Genomic DNA, 20,756 nt, shown 5'->3' with positions numbered 1-20,756 from the left:
GCCGGATCATTCACGCAGGCGCGGGGAGGGGTGTCAACGTACGTCCGGCCACACCACCGCATCCCAGGCGTACGCATCGATGCCCGCAGCCTCCGGCCGAGGCCGTACCCGGCCCGCATGGTGTACTAGGGCGCGTGGAACTTCTGCACTCGGGCAAGGTCAGGGACGTCTACGCCGACGGCGACGACCTGATCCTGGTCGCCTCCGACCGCATCTCGATCTACGACGTGGTGCTGCCGACGCCGATCCCCGACAAGGGCAAGCTGCTCACCGCGCTGTCGCTGTGGTGGTTCGAGCAGCTGGCCGACCTGGTGCCGAACCACGTCGTCTCGGCCACCGACGTGCCCGCCGAGTTCGCCGGTCGGGCCGTGCGCTGCCGGCGGCTGGAGATGGTGCCCGTCGAGTGCGTCGCCCGGGGCTACCTGACCGGTGGCGGCCTGAAGGAGTACCAGCGCACCGGCGCGGTCTCCGGCGTCGAGCTGCCGCGCGGCCTGGTCGAGGCGTCGATCCTGCCCGAGCCGATCTTCACCCCGTCGACCAAGGCGCCGGTGGGGGAGCACGACGAGCCGATCACCTTCGCCGAGGTGGTGGACAAGGTCGGTGCCGAGACCGCCGAGCGGCTGCGCCGGATCACGATCGACGTCTACCGCCGGGGCGCCGAGCTGGCCGCCGACCGGGGCATCCTGGTCGCCGACACCAAGCTCGAACTGGGCTGGACGCCCGACGGCACGCTGATGCTCGGCGACGAGCTGCTCACCTCCGACTCGTCCCGGTTCTGGCCGGCGGAGTCGTACCAGCCGGGCCGGGCGCAGTTCTCCTACGACAAGCAGTACGTGCGCGACTGGGCGGTGGAGAGCGGCTGGGACAAGCAGGCCCCGGCGCCGGAGGTGCCGGCCGAGGTCGTCGAGGCGACCCGGGCCCGCTACGTCGACGTCTACGAGAAGCTCACCGGCAACCGCTGGGACTGACCCCCGGGCCGCCGACCGGGGGTGCGACGACGTTCGCAGCCAGTCCGCCAGTCCGCCAGCCAGCCGGGCGGCGCGGCGGTCAGTCCACCCAGTCGAGGGTGCGCTGGACGGCCTTGCGCCAGTTGCGCAGCTCCTGCTCCCGGTGCGCCGGCGCCATCGTCGACTCCCACTGCGCGTCGGAGCGCCACTGGGCGCGCAGCGTCGCCAGGTCGGGCCAGAAGCCGACCGCCAGGCCGGCCGCGTAGGCCGCGCCGAGGCAGGTGGTCTCGGTGATCCGGGACCGGACCACCGGCACGTCGAGCACGTCGGCGAGGAACTGCATGAGCAGCCCGTTGGCGGTCATGCCGCCGTCGACCCGGAGCCGGCGCAGCGCCACGTCGGAGTCGGCGTTCATGGCGTCGACCACCTCGCGGGTCTGCCAGGCCGACGCCTCCAGCGCCGCCCGGGCGAGGTGCCCCTTGGTGATGTAACCGGTCAGGCCGGCGACCACCCCGCGCGCGTCGCTGCGCCAGTGCGGGGCGAACAGCCCGGAGAAGGCCGGTACGACGTAGCAGCCGCCGTTGTCGTCGACGGTGCGCGCCAGCTCCTCCACCTCGGACGCGGCGGAGATCAGCCCGAGGTTGTCCCGCAGCCACTGCACCAGCGAGCCGGTGACCGCGATCGCCCCCTCCAGCGCGTACGCGGCGGGCTGGCCGTGGATGCGGTAGGCGACCGTGGTGAGCAGGCCGTGGGTGGAGGGCACCGGGCTGGCGCCGGTGTTGAGCAGCAGGAAGCTGCCGGTGCCGTAGGTGCACTTCGCCTCGCCCGGCTGGAAGCAGGTCTGCCCGAACAGGGCGGCCTGCTGGTCGCCGAGCGCGCTGGCGACGGGCACCCCGGCCAGGACGCCCGTGGCTTCCCCGTAGACCTCCGCCGAGCTGCGGATCTCCGGCAGCATCGCGGCCGGTACACCCATCGCGTCGAGCAGTTCCGGGGCCCAGTCGAGGGTGCCCAGGTCCATCAGCAGGGTGCGGCTGGCGTTGGTCACGTCGGTGACGTGCCGGCCGGTCAGCTTCCAGATCAGCCAGCTGTCCATCGTGCCGAAGAGCACCTCTCCGGCCTCCGCGCGCTCGCGCAGGCCGTCGACGTGCTCCAGCAGCCACCGCAGCTTCGGCCCGGCGAAGTAGGTGGCCAGCGGCAGCCCGGTGCGGGAGCGGAACCGTTCCTCGCCGTACGCCTGGTCGAGCTCGCGCAGCAGCGGCCCGGTGCGGGTGTCCTGCCAGACGACGGCGTTGGTCACCGGCCGGCCGGTGGTCCGGTCCCAGACGACGGTGGTCTCCCGCTGGTTGGTGATGCCCACGGCGGCGAGCCCGGCGGCGTCGGTGCCCGCGCCGTGCAGCGCCTCGCGGACCACCCGCTGGACGTTCTCCCAGATCTCCTCGGCGTCGTGTTCCACCCAGCCGGGCCGGGGGAAGATCTGCCGGTGCTCCCGCTGTGCCACGGAGACGATCTCCCCGGCGCGGTCGAAGACGATGCACCGCGAGGAGGTGGTGCCCTGGTCGATGGCGGCGACGTACTGGGGGGTCACGGCAGCACCGTACCCGCAGTGGCGACGCCCCGCCGACCGGCCGCGCCCGGCCTGCCGGTCCCGGCCCCGGACGGGGGCGGGCCGGGGTGGCGTCCGTACGATGTGCGGACGTGCGTGACATCGCCGTCTTCAGTGGAACCGCCCACCCCGAACTCGCCGCCGAGATCTGCACCCACCTCGACGTGCCGCTGCACCCGGTACGGGTGTCCCGGTTCGCCAACGACTGCCTGGAAGTGCAGTTGCAGGCGAACTGCCGGGAGCGGGACGTATTCCTGATCCAGCCGCTGGTGCCGCCCGTACAGGAGAACCTGGTCGAGCTGCTGCTCATGATCGACGCGGCCCGGGGCGCGTCGGCCGGCCGGATCACCGTGGTGCTGCCGCACTACGCGTACGCCCGGTCGGACAAGAAGGACGCGCCGCGCATCTCGATCGGCGGGCGCCTCGTCGCCGACCTGCTCACCTCGGCGGGCGCGGACCGGGTGCTGGCGATGACCCTGCACTCGCCGCAGGTGCACGGCTTCTTCAGCGTGCCGGTGGACCACCTGCACGCGTTGCGCGAGCTGGCCGACCACTTCAGCCGCTACGACCTGGGCAACACGGTGGTGGTCTCGCCGGACCTCGGCAACGCCAAGGAGGCGGCGGCGTTCGCCCGGCGGCTCGGCACCCCGGTGGCCGCCGGGGCGAAGCAGCGGTTCAGCGACGACCGGGTCAAGATCAGTGCGGTGATCGGCGACGTGGCCGACCGGGACGTCATCGTGCTCGACGACGAGATCGCCAAGGGTAGTACGGTCATCGAGCTGATGGAGCACCTGCGCGAGCTGAAGGTCCGCTCGATCCGCCTGGCCTGCACGCACGGCCTCTTCTCCAGCGACGCGTTGCGGCGGCTGAGCGGGCAGGAGGGCGTGCTGGAGATCGTGTGCACGAACACGGTGCCGATCCCCGCCGACAAGCGGGTGCCGAAGCTGCGGGTCCTGTCCGTGGCGCCGGCCCTGGCCGAGGCGATGCGCCGGATCCACAACGGCGAATCGGTGAGCGCCCTCTTCGCCTGATCCGTCCGGCCGCCGGCCCCTGTGCGGCGGTCAGTCGGCGCGGTGGCGGCCGGTGTGCTGGGGGGCCTCGACGGCGGCGCTGATGCGGACCGTGGTGCCGCGCGCGCCGGTCTCGACGTCCATGCTGTCGCTCAGTTCGCGGGCCAGCCAGAGACCCCACCCGCCGGCGGTGTCGGCGGCGGGGCGGCTCCGGTCGCCCAGCCGCTGCGTGCTGATCCCCTGCCCGTGGTCGGAGACCTCGCAGAACAGCTGCCCCGGCTGCTGCCACAGCCGCAGCCAGCCCCGGCCGCCGCCGTGCCGGACCGCGTTGGTGATCAGCTCGTTGACCGCCAGCACGAAGTCGTCCAGGCGTTGCCCGCTCAGCCCGGCGGCGTGCGCGCAGGAGGTGACCGAGTGGCGAAGCTCGGTCACCTGGGCCTGCTCGAAGGCCTCGGCGATGAGGAGGGAAGATTCGATGGGCACAACCGTACGCTGTGCGCCGGGTTCCGCATTCGTCATGGCCCCGTCCCGACAGCGGATCGCGGAATTTTTGCGGCTTTTCCACCGTACGTCAGGGTTCTGCCGGGCGCATCCGGCGGCCCGTCGGCCGACGTGGCCCGCTGTGGCATCGTGACGGGCGTGTCGACGCCGCCCGGTGGTTTCGAGGTCCCGCTCTGGCGGGCCATCGCCGTGTTCCGCGTGGCCTCCCTGGCGTACGTCTGCGCGCTGGCGCTGCGCGACGCCGACCGGTACGCCCACCCGCTGGCGGCCGCCGCCCTGGTCCTGCTGATGGCGGTCTGGACGGGCGTGACCGCCGTCGGCTACGCCGACCCGGCCCGCCGGCGCTGGCCGCTGCTCCTGGCCGACCTGGGAGTCGTCCTCGGCATCATGCTGGCCACCCCCTGGGTGATCGGGCGGGCGGCGCTCGCCGCCGGCGTGCCCACCCTCGCGGTGGCCTGGCTGGCCGGCCCGGTGCTGGCCTGGGCGGTCTCCGGCGGCCGGCGGCGGGGCACGGTCGCCGCCCTCGTGCTCGGCGCGGCGGACCTGGTCACCCGCGAACGGATCGGCGGGTCCTCGCTCACCGGGGTGATCCTGCTGCTGCTCGCCGGGGTGGTGGTCGGGCACGTGGCCCGGCTGGCCGTGACCGCCGAGGAGCGGCTGCACCGGGCGGTCGAGCTGGAGGCCGCCACCCGGGAACGGGAGCGCCTGGCCCGGGACATCCACGACTCCGTGCTCCAGGTGCTCGCGCTGGTGCAGCGGCGCGGCGCCCACCTCGACGGCGAGGCCGGGGAGCTGGCCCGGCTCGCCGGGGAGCAGGAGGCCGCGCTGCGCGCCCTGATCGGCGGCGCCGCGTCGGCCGGGACCGTCGTCGACGGCGGGCCGGTGGACCTGCGCGGGCTGCTCAACCGGTACGCCTCGGCCACGGTCTCGCTCTCCGCGCCGGCGACCCCGGTGCCGCTGCCCGGGCCCGTCGCCCACGAGTTGGCCGCCGCGACCGCCGCCGCCCTCGACAACGTGGCCCGGCACACAAACGGGCGGGCGTGGGTGCTGGTCGAGGACGAGGGGACGACGGTGACCGTGTCGATCCGCGACGAGGGGCCGGGCTTCGCGGCCGGCCGGCTGGAGGAGGCCGCCGCCGAGGGCCGGCTCGGCGTCGCCCGGTCGATCCGGGGCCGCCTCGCCGACCTCGGCGGCACGGTGCGGATCATCTCCGCGCCGGGCGTCGGCACGGAGCTGGAACTGACTGTGGAAAGGGAGGGCCGGTGAGCGCGAGGAGTGAGCCGGGTCTGCGATCCCCGCAGTCGCGAACCAAGGAGGTACGGCCGTGACGGGCGTGCGCGTGATGGTGGTGGACGACCACCCGATGTGGCGGGAGGGGGTGGCCCGGGACCTCACCGAGGCCGGCCACGTCGTCGTCGCCACCACCGGAGAGGGCCGGCAGGCGGTACGGGTGGCTGCCGCCGCCCGGCCCGACGTGGTCGTCCTCGACCTGCAACTGCCGGACGTCTCGGGGGTGGAGGTGATCCACGGGTTGCGCGCCGTGCTGCCGCAGGTGCGGGTGCTGATGCTCTCGGCCAGCGGCGAGCAGCAGAGCGTGCTGGACGCGGTGAAGGCGGGCGCCACCGGCTACCTGGTGAAGTCGGCCGCCCCGGCGGAGTTCCTGGAGGCGGTGCGCCGGACGGCGGCGGGGGAGCCGGTGTTCACGCCCGGCCTGGCCGGGCTGGTGCTCGGCGAGTACCGCCGGCTCGCGGCCGACCCGGGCGGTGCCGAACCCGGCGGGCGGGACGTTCGGGGGGCCGGCCCGGCACCCCGGCTCACCGACCGGGAGACCGAGGTGCTGCGCCTGGTCGCCAAGGGGATGTCCTACAAGCAGATCGCCGAGCGGCTCGGGTTGTCCCACCGCACGGTGCAGAACCACGTGCAGAACACGCTCGGCAAGCTCCAGCTGCACAACCGGGTCGAGCTGACCCGGTACGCGATCGAACGGGGCCTGGACGACTGAGGGCCGCCGGGGAACCACCCCGAAGGGTTCCCCGACGACCCCGCGACGGCTCAGACCGAGTGCGGTGGGCGCGTCTCGTGGATGGCCAGTTCCTCGGCGCTCGCGCCGCCGCCGGCCGAACCGGCGTCGTACGCCACCGAGTCGGTCTCCTGGTCGGTGTGCGCCCCCTCGTCCGGTTCGACGAGCCGGCCGACCTCGGCGTCGGCGACGCTGCCGAGCTGGCCGTGGTCGTAGAGGGAGACCGGCGAGTTCGGGTCGGAGGTGGGGCCGGGGTCGAGCACGTCCGCGTCGAGCTGGGCCTGGGCCGCGGCCTCCTCGCTGTCGGCCTCGGCGGCGATGTCCGGGTCGACGGGGCCGGCCAGCGGATCGTCGGCGGGGCGTTCGTACCGCTCCCGGTCGAGCTTGTAGTCGAGCGACTCGCCGTCGAGCTGCTCCTCGGCGGTGGTCCCGAACCGGTCCACCGCGACCGGCGTCCGGTCGCCCGGCAGCTGGGCCGGCTCCGGGCCGTCCGCCTCGCGTCCGGTCAGGACGTCGTCGTTGGCGGTCGAGTCGTCGTCGGCGGTGTCGGGCAGGCCCTCCGCCTCGGGGTCGGACACGGGGGTCGGGTACTCGTCGTCGCGCATGGCTGACCACTACCCACCTCCCTGGCGGCATAACCGGTGCCGGCCGTGGCCATCCGGGCGGAAGGGGTATCTCCGGGGACGGCGGGGCAGGATCGGGGCGCCGTCAGCCGTGCTCGACGGCCTCGTCGGCCACGTGCAGCACGCACCAGACGACCTTGCCGTCCGGCACCCGGCTGCTGCCCCAGCTGCGGGCCACGGTGTCGATCAGCAGCAGGCCGCGCCCGCCCGCGACGTCCGGCGGGGCCGTCCCGGTGAACGCCGGCTGCCGCGACGAGTGGTCGCGTACCGCCAGGTGCAGGTGGTCGTCCCGGGGCGCCAGGCGGACCGTCATCGGGGTGCGCGCGTGGGCGACGACGTTGTTCACCATCTCGGTGACGGCGATGCACGCCGGTTCGACCAGTTCGGGCAGGCCCCAGGCTCCGCAGCCCTCCGCCACGAGCTGCCGGGCCTGCCGGGCGGCCCCGACGACGGGCGGCAGGTCGGCCTCGACCACCGCGGCCAGCGGCGCGGCGGCCAGCCCGGCCATCGCCCCGTCCAGCGTCGGCCAGGCCGGCACTCCCTCGACGGCACCGGTCGGATCGCAGAGCAGCAGGTCGGCCGCGGGCCAGTGGCGCACCTCCCGGCGTACCTCGGTGAAGACCTCCCGGGCCGCCGGGTCGGTCACCCGCAGGTCGGTGAGGTCCGCCACCACCGCGCCGGGCCGGCCGCAGAGGTGGGCGAGCAGACCGTCGCGCACGGCGTCCGTGCCGGAGTGGTCGAGCACGCCGGTCAGCCGGAGCACCCCGGAGGACTCGTCGGCCTCCACCTGGCAGCGCGCGTCGGTCGCCATGATCGCCCTATTCTGCACCCCCCGCGCGGAGCGCGCACCCGACCGCTCGCTGCCGGACATCAGCGGTCCGTCCGCGCCCGGCGGGTCATCGCGGCCACCGTCCCGACGGCAGTTCCCGCCGCCGCCAGCCCGAAGGCGGCGGTCATCCGGACCATGTGCCGCCGCCGACCGTGCCAGCCGCCCTCGCGCCGCGCCGCCGCGTCGGGGCGGAAGACGTTGCCGGTGCTCTCCGGTCGCGGGGTGGGCCCGAACTGGGTGCGGTGCGCGTACCAGCCGAGGACCCGCTCGGCGAGCGCCGGGGCGAGCCGCCACTGGAGGCCGATCAGCCGGGCGGCCCCGCCGGCGTACGCCTCGCGCCGGGGACGACGCAGCAGCCGGACGATCGTCTCGGCCACCACCTCCGGCGGGTAGACCGGGGGCGGCGGCACAAGTTCCCGGCCGCTGTGGTTGGCGGCGTGCCGGAAGAACGGGGTGTCGATGGTGGCCGGCAGCACCGTGCAGATCGAGATGTCGCCCCGCCCGGTGACCCGCATCTCCTGCCGGACCGTGTCGGCCAGCCCGCGGATGCCGTGCTTCGCGGCGTTGTACGCCGACTGGTAGGGCATCGCCACCTCGGCCAGCACCGACGCGTTGTTGACCAGTACGCCGCCGCCCGCCGCGCGCAGGTGGGGCAGGGCGGCGCGGGTGCCGTACGCGGCACCGAGCAGGTTCACCTCCAGCACCCGCCGGAACTCCTCCACCGGGATCTCGTCGAAGAGCCCGACCGCGCCGACGGCGGCGTTGTTGATCCAGCCGTCGATCCGGCCGAACTCGGCGACGGCGCGGGCGGCGAGGCGCTCGACGGCCGCCGGGTCGGTCACGTCGGTCGGCACCACCAGCGCCCGTCCGCCCAGTTCCCGGCACCGCTGGGCCACCTCCTCCAGCGCCGCCTCGCTCCGGGCGGCCAGCACGACGGCGGTGCCGCGCCGGGCGAGGGCGTACGCGGTGGCCGTACCGATGCCGCTGGAGGCACCGGTGAGCACGACGGTGGCGTCGGCGAGGCTGCGGGTCAGAGGCATTCTTCGCCCGTACCCCCCACGGGCAGGGGTCATGCGGCCGGTGCCGGGTCGGATTTGTCCCGGCTCCGGGTGCGGCAGGCCGCGCCGCGACAGTTGCCGTCGCGCAAGCACCCGCCGGTCTCTTCCCGATCTGCCAGGTTTCGGCTCCCGGGCGTTCGGTTAATGGGACCCTCTGACCGAGGACCACCGCTTGAGAAGATCGCATGGAGGTGACCCATGCGCGTCGGCCTCGTCTGCGCGCACGCCGGCCCGCCCAGGGGCACCGACGGCCTGACCGTCGGCACCCACCAGCACATCGCCCGGGTCGCCGCCGAACTCGCCGCGCGGGGCCACGACGTCCGGGTGTACGAACGCCGCGACGACCCCGACCTGCCGGAGACGGCGACGGTCGACGGTTACCGGGTGGAGCGGGTCCCGGTCGGCCCGGCGGCCCCGCTGCCCACCGCCGAGCTGGTGCCGTACGTGTCCGCGTTCGGCGCCTGGCTGGCCGACCGGTGGGTGGGTGACTGGCACCCCGAGGTGGTCCACGGGCACTACTGGGTCGGCGGGCTGGCCGCCGCGCACGCGGTCCGCGAGACCGACATCCCCGTGGTGCAGACCTTCCACTCCCTCGGCGTCGAGCAGCTGCGCCACCTCGGCCGGATGTACGACGGCCCGGGGGAGCGGATCCCGCTGGAGCGCGCGCTGACCCGGGCGGTGGACATCGCCGTCGCCCAGTGCACCGACGAGGTCGACGAGCTGACCCGGATGGGACTGCAACGCAGCTCCGTGGCGATGGTGCCGGCCGGCGTCGACACCGCGCAGTTCCACCCCGACGGCGAGGCCGCCCCCCGCGACAGGCGGGCCCGGATCCTCTCCGTCGGCGGGCTCTCGGCCGGGCACGGCCAGGAGGACCTGATCCGGGCCATGCGGCTGGTCGGCGACGCCGAACTCGTGATCGCCGGCGGCCCGCCCGCCGGGCAGCTCGCCAGCCACGCCGAGGCCCGCCGGCTGCGCGAGCTGGCCGAGCGCAGCGGGGTGGCCGAGCAGGTGAAGCTGGTGGGCGCGGTGCCGCACGAGCAGATGGCCACCTGGTACCGCTCGGCGGACGTGGTCGCCTGCACGCCGCACTACTCCTCCGCCGGCCGGGTGTCGCTGGAGGCGATGGCCTGCGGGGTGCCGGTGGTGGGCTACTCCATGGGCGGCATCGCCGACGCGGTGGTCGACGAGGTCACCGGCCGGCTGGTGCCGCCGGGCGACGTCCGCACGCTGGGCGTGACGCTGCGCCGGCTGCTCGCCGACAACGCCGGGCGGTTCGCGTACGGGCACGCCGCCGTCGACCGGGTGCGGTGCAGCTACACCTGGGAGCGGACGGCCGGCGCGCTGGAGCGCCTCTACGAGCGGGTGGTGAGCCGGCGCAAGCCGGTCGAGGCGGCCTGACCCGGCTCCTCAGAGCGGTCGGCCGGGCGCTCCGACGCCCACCATGCCCCGGTCGGGTTCCCCGGCGACGGCGTGGTGGTGCTGGGGTTCGGCGTACCGGGTGAGGCCGATGACGGCCGCGAGCGTGACCAGGAACCCGACGGCGGCGAGCCACTCCCGCCCGGGCCAGATCTTGTCGTTGAGCAGCAGCAGGCCGACGATCGCGGCGGGCACCGCCCCGGCGGCGTCCATCGCCGCCACGGCGGCCGTGGTCGAGCCGCGCTGCATGGCGAGGCCGAGCAGCAGCTGACCGACGATCGAGTGGACGATCAGCAGGTAGAGCAGCGGGTCCCGGACGAACGCCTCCGGCGTCGGGGAGGAGGCGAGGGGCCGGGCGGCCACCGCGGCGGCGGAGAACGCCAGCCCGGCCAGCGCGCCGAGCGCCACCGAGCCGGGCGCCCCGTGCAGGCGTACGGCGAAGAAGCCGATCACCGCGATCACGCCGAGCGCCACCACCAGGGCGACCAGCCCGGCGGTGCCGAGCGGCTTGGCCGGTGCGGGCTCGGCGGAGAGCACCAGCGCGGTGATCCCGGCGAACAGCAGCACCAGCAGCGCCACCTCGGCAGCCGGCAACCGCCACTTCAGCACCAGCACGCCGAGCAGGGCGGTGACCCCGAGCCCGGCGGCGACGCTGGACTGGACCAGGAACAGCGGCAGGTCCCGGCGGGCGAGCAGGGCCAGCACGAACCCGGCGACCTGGCAGCCGAGCCCGACCAGGTACGTGCGGTGCCCCGCCAGCCGCAGCAGCAGCCCCGGGTCGAAGGTGTGGTGCACGGTGGTGCGGGCGGCGGCCACCGACTGGAGGAGGTTGGCGACGCCGTACGCGACGATCATGGCCGCGAGGAAGCACCAACCGGAGGAGACCACCTGGCGAGGATAGAGGCTGCCGGAGGTCAGTGCTCGGTTGGCCGACCCAGCCGGGCGAGGATGTCGGCGTGCAACGCGCCGTTGCTGGCCACGGCGCTGCTCTCGGTCCCGGCGTCGCCGGAGGGGGCGGGTCGGCCGGCCAGATCGGTGAACGTGCCGCCCGCCTCGGTGACGATCGGCACCAGCGCGGCGACGTCCCACAGCGACAGCTCCGGCTCCACCATCACGTCCAGCGCGCCCTCGGCCAGCAGCATGTAGCCGTAGAAGTCGCCGTACGCCCGGCTGCGCCAGGTGTCCCGCATGAGCTGGAGCATCGCGTCCAGCCGCCCGGCGGACTCCCACCCGGTCAGCGACGAGTAGCAGAAGCTCGCGTCGGCGAGGTCCCGTACTGCGGAGACCCGGATCGGCGCGCCGCTCGCGGCGTCGGGCCCCGCGTACGCTCCCTCGCCGAGCGCGCCCCACCAGCGGCGACCGAGCGCCGGCGCGGAGACCAGCCCGGCGACCGGGCGGTCGCCCTCCAGCAGCGCGATCAGGGTGGCCCACACCGGCACGCCGCGGATGAAGTTCTTCGTGCCGTCGATCGGGTCGACCACCCAGCGTCGGCCGTCCGGGCCGCTGGCGGGCTGCTCGCCGTACTCCTCGCCGAGCAGGCCGTCGGCCGGCCGGTGCGCGGCCAGCAGCGTCCGGATCTCCCGCTCGACGGCGGTGTCCGCGTCGGAGACCGGGGTCAGGTCGGGCTTCGCCTCGACCCGCAGGTCGAGCGCGCGGAACCGGGCCGTGGAGACGGCGTCGGCGGCGTCGGCGAGCAGGTGGGCGAGGGCGATGTCGTCGGCGTACCCGGGCATGCCCGAAACGGTAGCGGCGACCGGCTCAGGCCCCCGCGAGCGGGTCGCCGGGATTCCGCTGGTCGGGTTCGCGCGCGTCGCCCTCACCCGACCGGGAGGCCAGCAGCCGGCGGTACGAGGCCAGCCGGCGCGGATCGGCCTTGCCGGCGGCGACCCAGGCGTCCAGCCCGCAGTCGGCCTCGTCCGGTGTGTGCGGGCAGTTGGCGGGACAGTCGACCGTCCCCTCGACCAGGTCGGGGAAGCCGTGCAGCAGGCTGTCGGCGGAGACGTGCGCGAGCCCGAAGCTGCGTACCCCCGGGGTGTCGACGATCCAGCCGGCGGCGTCCCCGCCGTGCGGTGGGTCGCCGGCCAGCCGGGGCAGGCGCAGCGCCACCGCGCTCGTGGAGGTGTGCCGGCCCCGGCCGATCGCGCTGACCGTGCCGACCGCCCGGGCGGCGTCCGGCACGAGCCGGTTGACCAGCGTCGACTTGCCCACCCCCGAGTGCCCCACCATGACCGAGATCCGCCCGGCGAGCAGGTCGCGCAGGGCGTCGAGGTCGGAGTCCGGGCGGATCAGCACGTACGGCAGCTCCAGCTCGGCGTAGTAGCCGAGCACCGTCTCGGGGCCGGCCAGGTCGGCCTTGGTGAGGCAGAGCAGCGGCTCGATGCCGGCGTCGTACGCGGCCACCAGGCAGCGGTCGATGAACCCGGTGCGCGGCGGCGGGTCGGCCAGCGCGCTGACGATGACCAACTGGTCGGCGTTGGCGACGACCACCCGTTCCAGCCGGCCCTCCGCGGTGGTCTCGTCGTCGTCGGCGGTGCGCCGCAGCACCGACGTGCGCTCGGCGATCCGGACGATGCGGGCCAGCGCCCCGGCCGCGCCGGAGGTGTCGCCGACCAGGCCGACGCGGTCGCCGACCACCACCGACTTGCGCCCCAGTTCCCGGGCCCGCATCGCGGTGACCAGGGGTGCGTCGGGCCCGGCGTCGGGCGGCACGCACGTGTAGCGGCCCCGGTCGACGGCGATCACGAAGCCGTCCACCGCGTCGGAGTGCAGGGGGCGCGTACGGGTACGCGGGCGCGACGACCTGCCCGGACGGACCCGGACGTCGTCCTCGTCGTACTCCCGCCGTCTGGTCGTCAGGACCCGCCCCCCGTCGTGTCAGCTCTTGCCGGTCACCATCGCCGACCATAGTGCCGGAAACTCCGGCATGGTCTTCGAGGTGCACGCCACGTCGCTCAGCTCGACGCCCGGAACGGCCAGGCCGGCCACGGCGGCGGCGTGCGCCATCCGGTGGTCGTGGTAGGTCTCGAACACCCCGCCGTGCAGCGGTCGGGGCCGGATCTCCAGCCCGTCGGGGGACTCGGTGATGTCGGCGCCGAGGGCGGTGAACTCCCGCGCCAGCGCGGTGAGCCGGTCGGTCTCGTGGCCCCGGATGTGGCCGACGCCGGTGAACACCGACGGCGAGTCGGCGAGCATGGCCAGCGCGGTCAGCGCCGGGGTCAGCTCGCTGACGTCGGAGAGGTCGGCGGTCAGGCCGTGCACGGCGCCGGTGCCCCGGACCGTCAGCCCGCCGGTGGAGAGGGTCACCTCGCCGCCCATCCGCTGGAGCAGCGAACGGAGCTGCTCGACGGGCTGGGCGCTGCTGCGCGGCCAGCCCTGGAGGGTCACCTCGCCGCCGGTGACCAGGGCGGCGGCGAAGAACGGCACGGCGCCCGACAGGTCGGGCTCGATCTGCCAGCCGCGCCCCGCCAGCGGGCCGGGCTCGACCACCCACACGTCGGGGGTGCCGTCGTCGACGGCCGCGCCGGCGGCCCGCAGCATCTGCACGGTCATCCGCAGGTGCGGCGCGGAGGGCACCGGCGGGCCCACGTGCCGGACCACCACGCCCCGGTCGAAGCGCGGCGCGGCCAGCAGCAGCCCGGAGACCAGCTGGCTCGACGCGGAGGCGTCGATCACCACCTCGCCGCCGACCACCCGCCCGGCGCCCAGCACGGTCAGCGGCAGGCTGCCGGTGGCGGGGGCGTCCACGCGTACGCCGAGGGAGCGCAGCGCCCCGATCAGCGGGCCGAGGGGCCGGGTGCGGGCCTGCGGGTCGCCGTCGAGGGTGATCCGCCCGTCGGCGAGGCCCGCCACGGGTGGGACGAAGCGCATCACGGTGCCGGCCAGGCCGACGTCGACGTGCGCGGGGCCGACCAGCGGGTGGGGGCGGACCAGCCAGCGCTCGTCGTCGCTGATCGACATGTGCGCGCCCATGGCGCGCAGCCCGGCGGCCATCAGCTCGGTGTCCCGGGCGCGCAGCGGCCCGGCCAGGGTCGAGGGACCGCCGGCCAGGGCGCTCAGCACCAGGGCGCGCGCGGTCATCGACTTGGACCCGGGCAGGCGCAGCGTCGCCGCGACCGGGTCGGAGGCGGTCGGAGCTGTCCACGGCTGCGGCGGCCGGGTCGCGATCAGGTTCCCCACGCCTCCATTCTGCCGTGTCCGGGGGCGGGCGCGGCCGGCCGGCGCGGCTACTCCCGGTCAGCGGGACAGCCGGACGACGCGTGGCGGGTTAGCGTGTGCGACATGTGCGGGAGGTACGCGACGACCCGGAGCGCGGGCGACCTGAGCGCGCTGTTCGAGTCCCAGGACGAGACCGGCGGCGGCGTCGGCCCCGACCACAACGTCGCGCCCACCGACCGGGTGCCGTTGGTGCGGGTCAGCCCCGAGGGCCACCGCGCGCTGTCCGTCGGCCGTTGGGGTCTGGTCCCGTCCTGGTCCCGGTCGCCGTCCGGCGCCGCCCGCATGATCAACGCCCGCGCCGAGACGGTCGCCACCAGCCGGGCGTACGCGGGGGCCTTCGCCCGCCGCCGCTGCCTCGTCCCGGCCGACGGCTGGTACGAGTGGGTCCGCTCGGCGGACGGGCGCAAGCAGCCCTTCTACATGACCCCGTCGGACGGCTCGGTGCTGGCCTTCGCCGGCATCTGGTCGGTCTGGGAGGGCTCCGCCGACCCGCTGCTGACCTTCAGCGTCCTCACCACGGCCGCTCTGGGCGAGCTGGCCGAGGTGCACGACCGGATGCCGCTGCTGCTGCCCCGGGAGCGCTGGGGGGCGTGGCTGGCGTCGACCGACGAGCCGGAGGGCCTGCTCGCGCCACCGCCGCCGGACTGGCTCGCCACGCTGGAGATCCGCCCGGTGGGCACGGCGGTGGGGGACGTGCGCAACGACGGGCCGCAGTTGACCGAGCGGGTGCCGCTCGCCCGGGCCGTCGGCCCGCAGGAGATGACGCTTTTCTGACAGTCCGACACATTGTCGGGAGTGATTTACCAGAGTTGCGGACGAAACGTCGCCCCCGCGTTCACCCGTATTCGCCGTGAAGTCTTGTCCCGGTGTCCGGAAGTGCGATACAACACAGCGCCGGTAGTGGGTGTCGATCCGCACGGGGCGGACGACGCGCACCGATCTTGCCGGTCCCACGGGGGAGGTGGGTGGATGACACGGGCACGTATGCCCCGGCCGCACGAGGTGGCCGCCGCACGACGAGATCCGCGACTGCTGCGGGCGTTGCGGGAGCGGCGACAGGACGAGGCGTGGCGAACCAGGGGAACCTGCCAGAACGTCGACCCGGAAACGTTCTTTCCGGCGCCGAACGAACCGGCCGACGCGGCAGTCGCGTTGTGCCGCAGCTGTGACGTGCAGGGCTCCTGCCTGGCGTGGGCGCTGGACGTGGGCGACCTGCACGGCGTCTGGGGCGGCACCACTCCACGCGAGCGGCGGGCGATGCTGGTCGCCTGGCGCGACGAGGTGCTACCGGATCCGGAGGCCGCCGGCGACGCGGGTCCGCCGGTCCGGGACCGGCTGCTCACCCTGGTGCCGCTGAGCTGACCGGCGACTGAACCGGTCGCGGCCGGCCCCCCATCTCGGCGGGCCGGCCGCCCGTCGTGCCTGCGACACCGCAGAATGGGCCGGTGCCGCAGGACGACGAGCTCTTCACCCCGCGCGGGCCCGCCCGGGTCGACACCGACCCGCCGGCGGGTGCACCGAGCGCCCTGCTGGTGCTCGGCCACGGCGCGGGCGGTGACGTCGACGCCCCGGACCTGCGTGCGCTCCGGGACGCAGCGGTCGGCGCCGGGCTGGTGGTGGCCCGGGTGACCCAGCCCTACCGCGTCGCCGGTCGACGCGCGCCAGCTCCGGCGGGGCACCTCGACGAGGCGTGGACCGCCGTGCTCGCCGTGCTGCGGCAGCGGCACCCCGGCGTACCGCTGCTGGTGTGCGGACGCTCCAGCGGCGCGCGGGTGGCGTGTCGCACCGCGCCGGCGGTGGGCGCCGCCGGAATCGTGGCGCTGGCGTTCCCGCTGCATCCGCCCGGCCGCCCGGAGCGGTCGAGGGCGGCGGAGTTGGCAACCGGCCTGCCCACTCTCGTGGTCAACGGCGACCGCGACCCGTTCGGGGTGCCGGAGCCGGGGCCGGGGGTGCGCGTGGTGACCCGTCCGGGGGAGCGGCACGACCTGCGGGGCGACCCGGCCGGTACGGCCGCGGTGGTGTGCGACTGGCTGCGCGGGCAGGGCTGGGCGCGACGCTGAGCCGGGCGCGGACGCCGTGGCGGGCCGTGTCCGGTGGCGGCGGCGGGTCGTTGCATCGGATGGCGCCGGACGCCCGGTTCGGGCGGGCGGCGCCGGTCCTCCCAGGCCCTTCCTGGTCCCAGCGTCGGCCCGCTGCCGGCGCCGGGACCAGGAACGGGGGAGGCCAGCGGAATGCTCCGCCCCGTCGGGGGCGTTGCACCCCCCGGACGACATTTCTGGCGAGGGGGGAGACCGGTGCCGACCGAGACACGGGCCCGGGAACGGGACGAGCGGGGAGCGCGGCAGCTTCGACGGCTGCTGGGCGGCCCGGACTGGCCCGCGGTGGTGCCGCCGGTCGGCCCGGCGGCGGTGCGCGCGAGCACGGTGAGGACGAGCACACCCGCCGGAAGTGAATCTGCGGGCACGTCCGGGCGCGTATCCTCGGCGGGACAGCATCCGACGCGAGGGGATGTGCGGTTGACCACCGAGAAGACGGACGAGCGCAGGGCCCGCTTCGAGCGGGACGCGATGCCCTTCGTCGATCAGCTCTACGCTGCCGGGCTGCGGATGACCCGCAATCCGGCGGATGCGGAGGACCTGGTCCAGGAGACCTACCTGAAGGCGTACGCGGCCTTCCACCAGTTCGAGCAGGGCACGAACCTGAAGGCCTGGCTCTACCGGATCCTGACCAACACCTACATCAACTCCTACCGCAAGCGGCAGCGCCAGCCCATCCAGGCGCCGACCGAGGAGATCACCGACTGGCAGCTCGCCGAGGCCGAGTCGCACACCTCCAGCGGCCTGCGCTCGGCCGAGACCGAGGCGCTGGACCGGCTGCCGGACAGCGACGTCAAGGAGGCCCTCCAGCAGTTGCCGGAGGAGTTCCGCCTGGCCGTCTACCTCACCGACGTCGAGGGCTTCTCCTACAAGGAGGTCGCCGACATCATGGGCACGCCGATCGGCACGGTCATGTCGCGGCTGCACCGCGGCCGTCGTAATCTGCGCAAGCTGCTCGAGCAGTACGCCGCCGAGCGGGGCTTCTCCGCCGCGGCGTCGAAGAAGGGCTCGACCGCTTCCGCCGGCCGGGAGGTCTGACATGAGCTGTGGGGATCCGCACGAGACGGACTGCCGAGAGGTCCTCGCGGAGGTCTACCTCTACCTGGATCTGGAGTGCGCCGAGGAGCGGCGCGCGCTGATCCGCCACCACCTCGACGAGTGCGGGCCGTGCCTGCGCGAGTACGGCATCGAGCAGGAGGTGCGGGCGCTCGTCGCCCGCTGCTGCGGCAACGAGACCGCGCCCGACAAGCTGCGGGAGCGGCTGCGGCTGCGCCTGACCGAGCTGGTGGTCTTCGAGAGCACCGAGTCGAAGGAACTGGCCGACTGAGACCGGGCCGGTGAACGGCGGCCGACCGGGGTCGGTCGCGACGTGGACGGCGACAGCGGTGGCCCGGGTCGGGACGACCCGGGCCACCAGCGTTCGCGCTGACTGGTCGCGCCGGGCCGTGGGGCCCGGCCGCCGGTCAGGAGTTGGGGCGCTTGCCGTGGTTCGCGCCGCTCTTCTTACGGGCCTTCTTCTTACGGGCCTTCTTCGCCATGGTGACCTCCTCGTGATGGTCGGATCCCCCTGCGCACGAGCTCGGCGCCGGTGCACGCACCGGTCCTCCCGGCGCCGGGGTCCGACCCGCTGATGCTAGTGCGGCCGGCACCCGCCGTCGTCCGCCGGGGCCGCCGACCGTACGCCGCGCCGCACGACACGCCGGAGGCCGCGCCGCCCACCGGCCGGGACGCCCGGGCGGGTCGACCCCGGAGTCGATCAACCATCCGCCCGGGCCGCTCCACGCCCGCCGGAGGCCGCCCGCATGATTGGATACGTCGGCAGGCAACCGCGAGAGGGAGGGCCCTGGACATGGCCGAGGAGATCCGCGCCGAGATGGTGGCGAACGTCTGGAAGGTCGTCGCGTCGGCCGGGGACACCGTGTCCGAGGGGGACACGCTGGTGATCCTGGAGTCGATGAAGATGGAGATCCCGGTCGTCGCCGAGTCCGACGGTGTCGTCAAGCAGCTCGCGGTCAACGAGGGCGACGTCGTGCAGGACGGTGACCTGATCGCGGTGATCGATTGACCGGCCTCTCGGTGCGCCGGGCCGGGCCGGACGACTTCCCGGCGGTGGCTCGGCTGACGGTCGCCGCGTACGAGGCGGACGGCCAGCTCAAGGGCGAACACGGCTACGCCGCCGTGCTCGCCGACGTGGCGGCCCGGGCCGTCGACGGCGAGGTGCTCGTCGCCGTCGACGACGCCACCGGCGCGCCGCTCGGTTCGGTGACCTTCGTCCTGCCCGGCACCCGCTACGCCGAGCTGTCCCGGGCGGGCGAGGCGGAGTTCCGGATGCTGGCGGTGGACCCGGCCGCGCAGGGGCGGGGCGTCGGCGCGGCGCTGGTCGAGGCCTGCGTGTCGCGGGCGGCCGAGCTGGGCTGTTCCGCCGTGGTGATCTGCGTACGCAGCGGCTTCGCCGCCTCCGCCCAGCGGCTCTACCAGCGTCGCGGTTTCGTGCGGACGCCGGAGTTGGACTGGGAGCCCCTGGACGGGGTGCGACTGCTCGGCCTCCGGCTGGAACTCACCGGCCCCTGAGGCGCCGCCGGAACGGCGATCCACCGGCCCCGAGGTGCGCACGCTGCCGGGAGTCGCCGCTCAGCGGTTCAGCGGCTCCTGATGCGCCGCCAGAGGCGGCCCAGGCGGGAACGTGGTCGGGGGACCGGGCGGGTGGTCGTCAGCGTGGCGGCCAGGGCCGCCGTCTGCGGGTCGAGGGCCGGGCTGGCCAGGGACAGGTGGGCCAGGGACGGCGCGATGGGCACCGGGCGGGTCCGGGCGACCGCCGCCACGTCGGCCAGCCTCTCGGTCACCACCCGGGCCACCTCGGGGCGTACCGCCGGGTCGACCCAGGCGGCGGTGACCAGGGCGAACAGGGCCGCCTCGGTGACCCAGTCCTCGACGCCCCAGACCAGGTCCAGCAGCACCTGACGCCGGGTCGACCCGGCCCACGGCTCGTCGGTGCGGTGGTGCAGCAGGCCGAGGCACGCCCACACCTGCACGCAGCGCACCCAGAGCGAGGGGTCCTGCCCGAGCACCCGGCCCAGCGCGGTCGGCGGCGCCTCCGGCGGGTGCGCCAGCAGGCCGAGCAGGTCGGGCAGTTCCAGGGTGGCCAGGCCCACCGCCGCGTCGTACGCGGCCGGCGGGTGCGGCCACGCCGGGTGCGCGAGCTGCCGCAGCCGCGCGGCCGCCTCCGCCGAGGGCGCCGGCACGGCGGGCACGACCGTCGTCCCGTCGTGGCGCCAGAGCTGTCGGACGGTCGCCCGCCGGGGCTCGCGCGGGTCGGGCTCCGGCACGCCGGTGACCTCGATCCGCAGCCCGGGCGCGGCCGTCGCGGCCGTACGCAGCGCGCTGGGCGGCGCGGGCGAGTCCAGCCGTACGGCGCCGAGGCCGGCCCGCTCGTCGGTTACGGCCAGGCGCAGCGCCTCCACCAACGGCCCGGTCGCCGGGGTGACCTGCCCGAGCCAGGGCCGACCCCGGCAGCTCTCGGCCAGGTCGCCGTGCTCGTGGGTGTCGTCGGGATGCTCCCGGACGAAGTCGGCGAGCGCGACCAGGTGTGCCACGTCGCCGTCGCGCTGGTGCCGCAGCCGGTGCGCCGTGTGCACGGCGCACTCGAAGGAGGGGTCGCGGGCCAGCGCCCGCTCGATCCACTCCAGCGCCTCGTCGAGCCGCCCGTTGTCGGCGAGGGTGCCGGCGATGTCGGCGTAGACGGTCAGGTCGTCGGGGTCGTGCGCGACGGCCCGACCGAGCGCGGCCAGCGCCTCGCGGGTGCGCCCGGCGCTGCGGTACGCGTACCCGAGCCACACCTCGCCGATCTTCGACGGCTCCGCGCGTACGCCCCGGGCGGCCCAGCGGATCGCCAGGTCGACCTCGCCGACCCGCCTGGCCAGCGCGGACGCCGCGCCCAGCAGCAGGCCGTGCTCGGGGTGGACGGTGACCGCGTTGCGGGCCAGCGCCAGGTAGGGGGCCAGGGCGGCCCGGTCGGCCCGGGGCACGGGGTCGGACACGGCGGCGCAGACCTGCATCAGGATCCGGGCGGTCCGGTCCGGTTCGAGGCGCTCGGCGAGTTGCGGGGTGGTCACCCACGGCACCGCGGCCCAGTCCGTGCCCGGTGCGTGGCCGGTCGCCGCGACCAGCAGGTCGAGCCCTTCCGCGGGCCGGCCGGCGGCGGCGAGCAGGTGGGCGCGGGCCACCACGGCACCGACGAAGGCGTGGCCCTGGAGCGGGAAGAGGTCGACGCCGCCCGTGCCGTCGGCGGCGGCGAGCCGGGCGAGGGTCTCGTGCACCTCGGGCAGGGTCGGGGCCTGGGCCAGCGCGGCGGCGACGTGACCGGCGGCGTGTCTCAGATCGCCGTCGTCCATGGCGAGGCGGGCCAGGGCAAGTTCCTCCGCCGCGGGCAGCGACC

The 20,756-nt window shown here is 75.2% G+C and carries 22 protein-coding genes and 1 pseudogene; 12 read left to right on the top strand and 11 right to left on the bottom strand.

The window, feature by feature from the left end:
* Nucleotides 1-134 precede the first annotated feature (134 nt).
* Entirely contained in the window at nt 135-968 is an 834-nt protein-coding gene (locus AC5L34_RS00750; RefSeq protein WP_357714366.1) for a phosphoribosylaminoimidazolesuccinocarboxamide synthase, read from the top strand.
* 79 nt (nt 969-1,047) lie between these two features.
* Here AC5L34_RS00750 and glpK read toward each other — a convergent pair whose 3' ends face one another.
* Entirely contained in the window at nt 1,048-2,532 is a 1,485-nt protein-coding gene (gene glpK / locus AC5L34_RS00745) for a glycerol kinase GlpK (RefSeq protein ID WP_441175675.1), read from the bottom strand.
* Between the two features lie 110 nt (nt 2,533-2,642).
* On the opposite strand from glpK, the gene AC5L34_RS00740 reads away from it, so the two are divergent.
* On the top strand, nt 2,643-3,581 hold the full coding sequence (locus AC5L34_RS00740; RefSeq protein ID WP_363626154.1) for a ribose-phosphate diphosphokinase: 939 nt from the start codon (nt 2,643-2,645) through the stop codon (nt 3,579-3,581).
* 30 nt (nt 3,582-3,611) lie between these two features.
* On the opposite strand, the gene AC5L34_RS00735 is transcribed toward AC5L34_RS00740, so the two are convergent.
* A complete protein-coding gene (locus AC5L34_RS00735; RefSeq protein WP_494823632.1) occupies nt 3,612-4,079 on the bottom strand; it encodes an ATP-binding protein in 468 nt (155 codons plus the stop codon).
* A gap of 120 nt (nt 4,080-4,199) precedes the next feature.
* Here AC5L34_RS00735 and macS point away from each other — a divergent pair, with 120 nt between their 5' ends.
* Together macS and AC5L34_RS00725 are read left to right on the top strand one after the other, a co-directional pair.
* The gene (gene macS / locus AC5L34_RS00730; protein ID WP_494823631.1) at nt 4,200-5,327 is read left to right on the top strand and encodes a MacS family sensor histidine kinase; all 1,128 of its coding nucleotides are present in this window, start codon (nt 4,200-4,202) and stop codon (nt 5,325-5,327) included.
* Nucleotides 5,328-5,403: 76 nt separating this feature from the next.
* Nucleotides 5,404-6,063, top strand: coding sequence for a response regulator (locus AC5L34_RS00725; protein ID WP_363894464.1), 660 nt, complete (start codon nt 5,404-5,406; stop codon nt 6,061-6,063).
* Nucleotides 6,064-6,113: 50 nt separating this feature from the next.
* Here AC5L34_RS00725 and AC5L34_RS00720 read toward each other — a convergent pair whose 3' ends face one another.
* The 3 genes from AC5L34_RS00720 to AC5L34_RS00710 all read right to left on the bottom strand — a co-directional run bounded on the left by AC5L34_RS00720 (nt 6,114) and on the right by AC5L34_RS00710 (nt 8,573).
* Nucleotides 6,114-6,686, bottom strand: a complete 573-nt coding sequence (locus AC5L34_RS00720; protein WP_441175678.1) for a DUF5709 domain-containing protein — start codon at nt 6,684-6,686, stop codon at nt 6,114-6,116.
* 103 nt (nt 6,687-6,789) lie between these two features.
* A complete protein-coding gene (locus AC5L34_RS00715) occupies nt 6,790-7,515 on the bottom strand; it encodes an ATP-binding protein (protein ID WP_441175679.1) in 726 nt (241 codons plus the stop codon).
* A 59-nt stretch (nt 7,516-7,574) separates the two neighbouring features.
* A complete protein-coding gene (locus tag AC5L34_RS00710; RefSeq protein ID WP_441175680.1) occupies nt 7,575-8,573 on the bottom strand; it encodes an SDR family oxidoreductase in 999 nt (332 codons plus the stop codon).
* A gap of 216 nt (nt 8,574-8,789) precedes the next feature.
* On the opposite strand from AC5L34_RS00710, the gene AC5L34_RS00705 reads away from it, so the two are divergent.
* Nucleotides 8,790-9,992 carry a glycosyltransferase gene (locus AC5L34_RS00705; protein ID WP_494823630.1) on the top strand — a complete coding sequence of 401 codons (1,203 nt, stop codon included), beginning with the start codon at nt 8,790-8,792 and terminating at the stop codon, nt 9,990-9,992.
* On the opposite strand, the pseudogene AC5L34_RS00700 reads toward AC5L34_RS00705, so the two are convergent.
* From AC5L34_RS00700 to aroA, 4 genes and pseudogenes are all read right to left on the bottom strand, one after another.
* Nucleotides 9,947-10,865 (bottom strand): annotated as a pseudogene (locus tag AC5L34_RS00700) (hypothetical protein). The gene AC5L34_RS00705 and the pseudogene AC5L34_RS00700 overlap by 46 nt on opposite strands.
* Nucleotides 10,866-10,924: 59 nt before the next feature.
* A complete protein-coding gene (gene hisN, locus AC5L34_RS00695) occupies nt 10,925-11,743 on the bottom strand; it encodes a histidinol-phosphatase (RefSeq protein WP_441175681.1) in 819 nt (272 codons plus the stop codon).
* Between the two features lie 25 nt (nt 11,744-11,768).
* Nucleotides 11,769-12,719 carry a ribosome small subunit-dependent GTPase A gene (gene rsgA / locus AC5L34_RS00690; protein ID WP_441175784.1) on the bottom strand — a complete coding sequence of 317 codons (951 nt, stop codon included), beginning with the start codon at nt 12,717-12,719 and terminating at the stop codon, nt 11,769-11,771.
* 165 nt (nt 12,720-12,884) lie between these two features.
* A complete protein-coding gene (gene aroA, locus AC5L34_RS00685) occupies nt 12,885-14,186 on the bottom strand; it encodes a 3-phosphoshikimate 1-carboxyvinyltransferase (protein WP_441175682.1) in 1,302 nt (433 codons plus the stop codon).
* A 102-nt stretch (nt 14,187-14,288) separates the two neighbouring features.
* Between aroA and AC5L34_RS00680 the strand changes: the two genes are divergently transcribed.
* The 5 genes from AC5L34_RS00680 (at nt 14,289) to rsrA (ending at nt 17,648) form a co-directional block, all read left to right on the top strand.
* Nucleotides 14,289-14,999: an SOS response-associated peptidase gene (locus tag AC5L34_RS00680; RefSeq protein ID WP_441175683.1), complete on the top strand. Its 711-nt coding sequence runs from the start codon at nt 14,289-14,291 to the stop codon at nt 14,997-14,999.
* Nucleotides 15,000-15,194: 195 nt separating this feature from the next.
* The gene (locus tag AC5L34_RS00675) at nt 15,195-15,587 is read left to right on the top strand and encodes a WhiB family transcriptional regulator (protein ID WP_441175684.1); all 393 of its coding nucleotides are present in this window, start codon (nt 15,195-15,197) and stop codon (nt 15,585-15,587) included.
* A gap of 83 nt (nt 15,588-15,670) precedes the next feature.
* Nucleotides 15,671-16,285, top strand: coding sequence for an alpha/beta hydrolase family protein (locus tag AC5L34_RS00670; RefSeq protein WP_441175685.1), 615 nt, complete (start codon nt 15,671-15,673; stop codon nt 16,283-16,285).
* 234 nt (nt 16,286-16,519) lie between these two features.
* A complete protein-coding gene (locus AC5L34_RS00665; protein WP_441175686.1) occupies nt 16,520-17,359 on the top strand; it encodes a sigma-70 family RNA polymerase sigma factor in 840 nt (279 codons plus the stop codon).
* Nucleotide 17,360: 1 nt separating this feature from the next.
* The gene (gene rsrA / locus AC5L34_RS00660) at nt 17,361-17,648 is read left to right on the top strand and encodes a mycothiol system anti-sigma-R factor (RefSeq protein ID WP_088998571.1); all 288 of its coding nucleotides are present in this window, start codon (nt 17,361-17,363) and stop codon (nt 17,646-17,648) included.
* Nucleotides 17,649-17,784: 136 nt separating this feature from the next.
* Here rsrA and AC5L34_RS00655 read toward each other — a convergent pair whose 3' ends face one another.
* Nucleotides 17,785-17,859: a 50S ribosomal protein bL37 gene (locus tag AC5L34_RS00655; RefSeq protein ID WP_369700219.1), complete on the bottom strand. Its 75-nt coding sequence runs from the start codon at nt 17,857-17,859 to the stop codon at nt 17,785-17,787.
* 305 nt (nt 17,860-18,164) lie between these two features.
* On the opposite strand from AC5L34_RS00655, the gene AC5L34_RS00650 reads away from it, so the two are divergent.
* Both AC5L34_RS00650 and AC5L34_RS00645 read left to right on the top strand, forming a co-directional pair.
* Nucleotides 18,165-18,386: a biotin/lipoyl-binding carrier protein gene (locus AC5L34_RS00650; protein WP_172896635.1), complete on the top strand. Its 222-nt coding sequence runs from the start codon at nt 18,165-18,167 to the stop codon at nt 18,384-18,386.
* The gene (locus AC5L34_RS00645) at nt 18,383-18,892 is read left to right on the top strand and encodes a GNAT family N-acetyltransferase (RefSeq protein WP_441175687.1); all 510 of its coding nucleotides are present in this window, start codon (nt 18,383-18,385) and stop codon (nt 18,890-18,892) included. The genes AC5L34_RS00650 and AC5L34_RS00645 overlap by 4 nt, the downstream gene beginning before the upstream one ends.
* Nucleotides 18,893-18,960: 68 nt before the next feature.
* Here the strand turns inward: AC5L34_RS00645 and AC5L34_RS00640 are convergent, their stop codons facing one another.
* Nucleotides 18,961-20,712 carry a tetratricopeptide repeat protein gene (locus AC5L34_RS00640; RefSeq protein WP_441175785.1) on the bottom strand — a complete coding sequence of 584 codons (1,752 nt, stop codon included), beginning with the start codon at nt 20,710-20,712 and terminating at the stop codon, nt 18,961-18,963.
* Nucleotides 20,713-20,756 lie beyond the last annotated feature (44 nt).

The organism is Micromonospora sp. ZG13 (assembly GCF_059359355.1).
The sequence above is the reverse complement of the archived record's forward strand: the minus strand, read 5'-3'. Positions and strand labels throughout refer to the sequence as shown.

Coding starts and splice junctions, on each gene's coding strand:
- AC5L34_RS00735 (WP_494823632.1), bottom strand. CDS start 4,079: ATGACGAATGCGGAACCCGGCGCACAGCGTACGGTTGTGCCCATCGAA.
- AC5L34_RS00725 (WP_363894464.1), top strand. CDS start 5,404: ATGGTGGTGGACGACCACCCGATGTGGCGGGAGGGGGTGGCCCGGGAC.
- AC5L34_RS00720 (WP_441175678.1), bottom strand. CDS start 6,686: ATGCGCGACGACGAGTACCCGACCCCCGTGTCCGACCCCGAGGCGGAG.
- AC5L34_RS00715 (WP_441175679.1), bottom strand. CDS start 7,515: ATGGCGACCGACGCGCGCTGCCAGGTGGAGGCCGACGAGTCCTCCGGG.
- AC5L34_RS00710 (WP_441175680.1), bottom strand. CDS start 8,573: ATGCCTCTGACCCGCAGCCTCGCCGACGCCACCGTCGTGCTCACCGGT.
- AC5L34_RS00705 (WP_494823630.1), top strand. CDS start 8,790: ATGCGCGTCGGCCTCGTCTGCGCGCACGCCGGCCCGCCCAGGGGCACC.
- hisN (WP_441175681.1), bottom strand. CDS start 11,743: ATGCCCGGGTACGCCGACGACATCGCCCTCGCCCACCTGCTCGCCGAC.
- AC5L34_RS00680 (WP_441175683.1), top strand. CDS start 14,289: ATGTGCGGGAGGTACGCGACGACCCGGAGCGCGGGCGACCTGAGCGCG.
- AC5L34_RS00675 (WP_441175684.1), top strand. CDS start 15,195: ATGACACGGGCACGTATGCCCCGGCCGCACGAGGTGGCCGCCGCACGA.
- rsrA (WP_088998571.1), top strand. CDS start 17,361: ATGAGCTGTGGGGATCCGCACGAGACGGACTGCCGAGAGGTCCTCGCG.
- AC5L34_RS00640 (WP_441175785.1), bottom strand. CDS start 20,712: ATGGACGACGGCGATCTGAGACACGCCGCCGGTCACGTCGCCGCCGCG.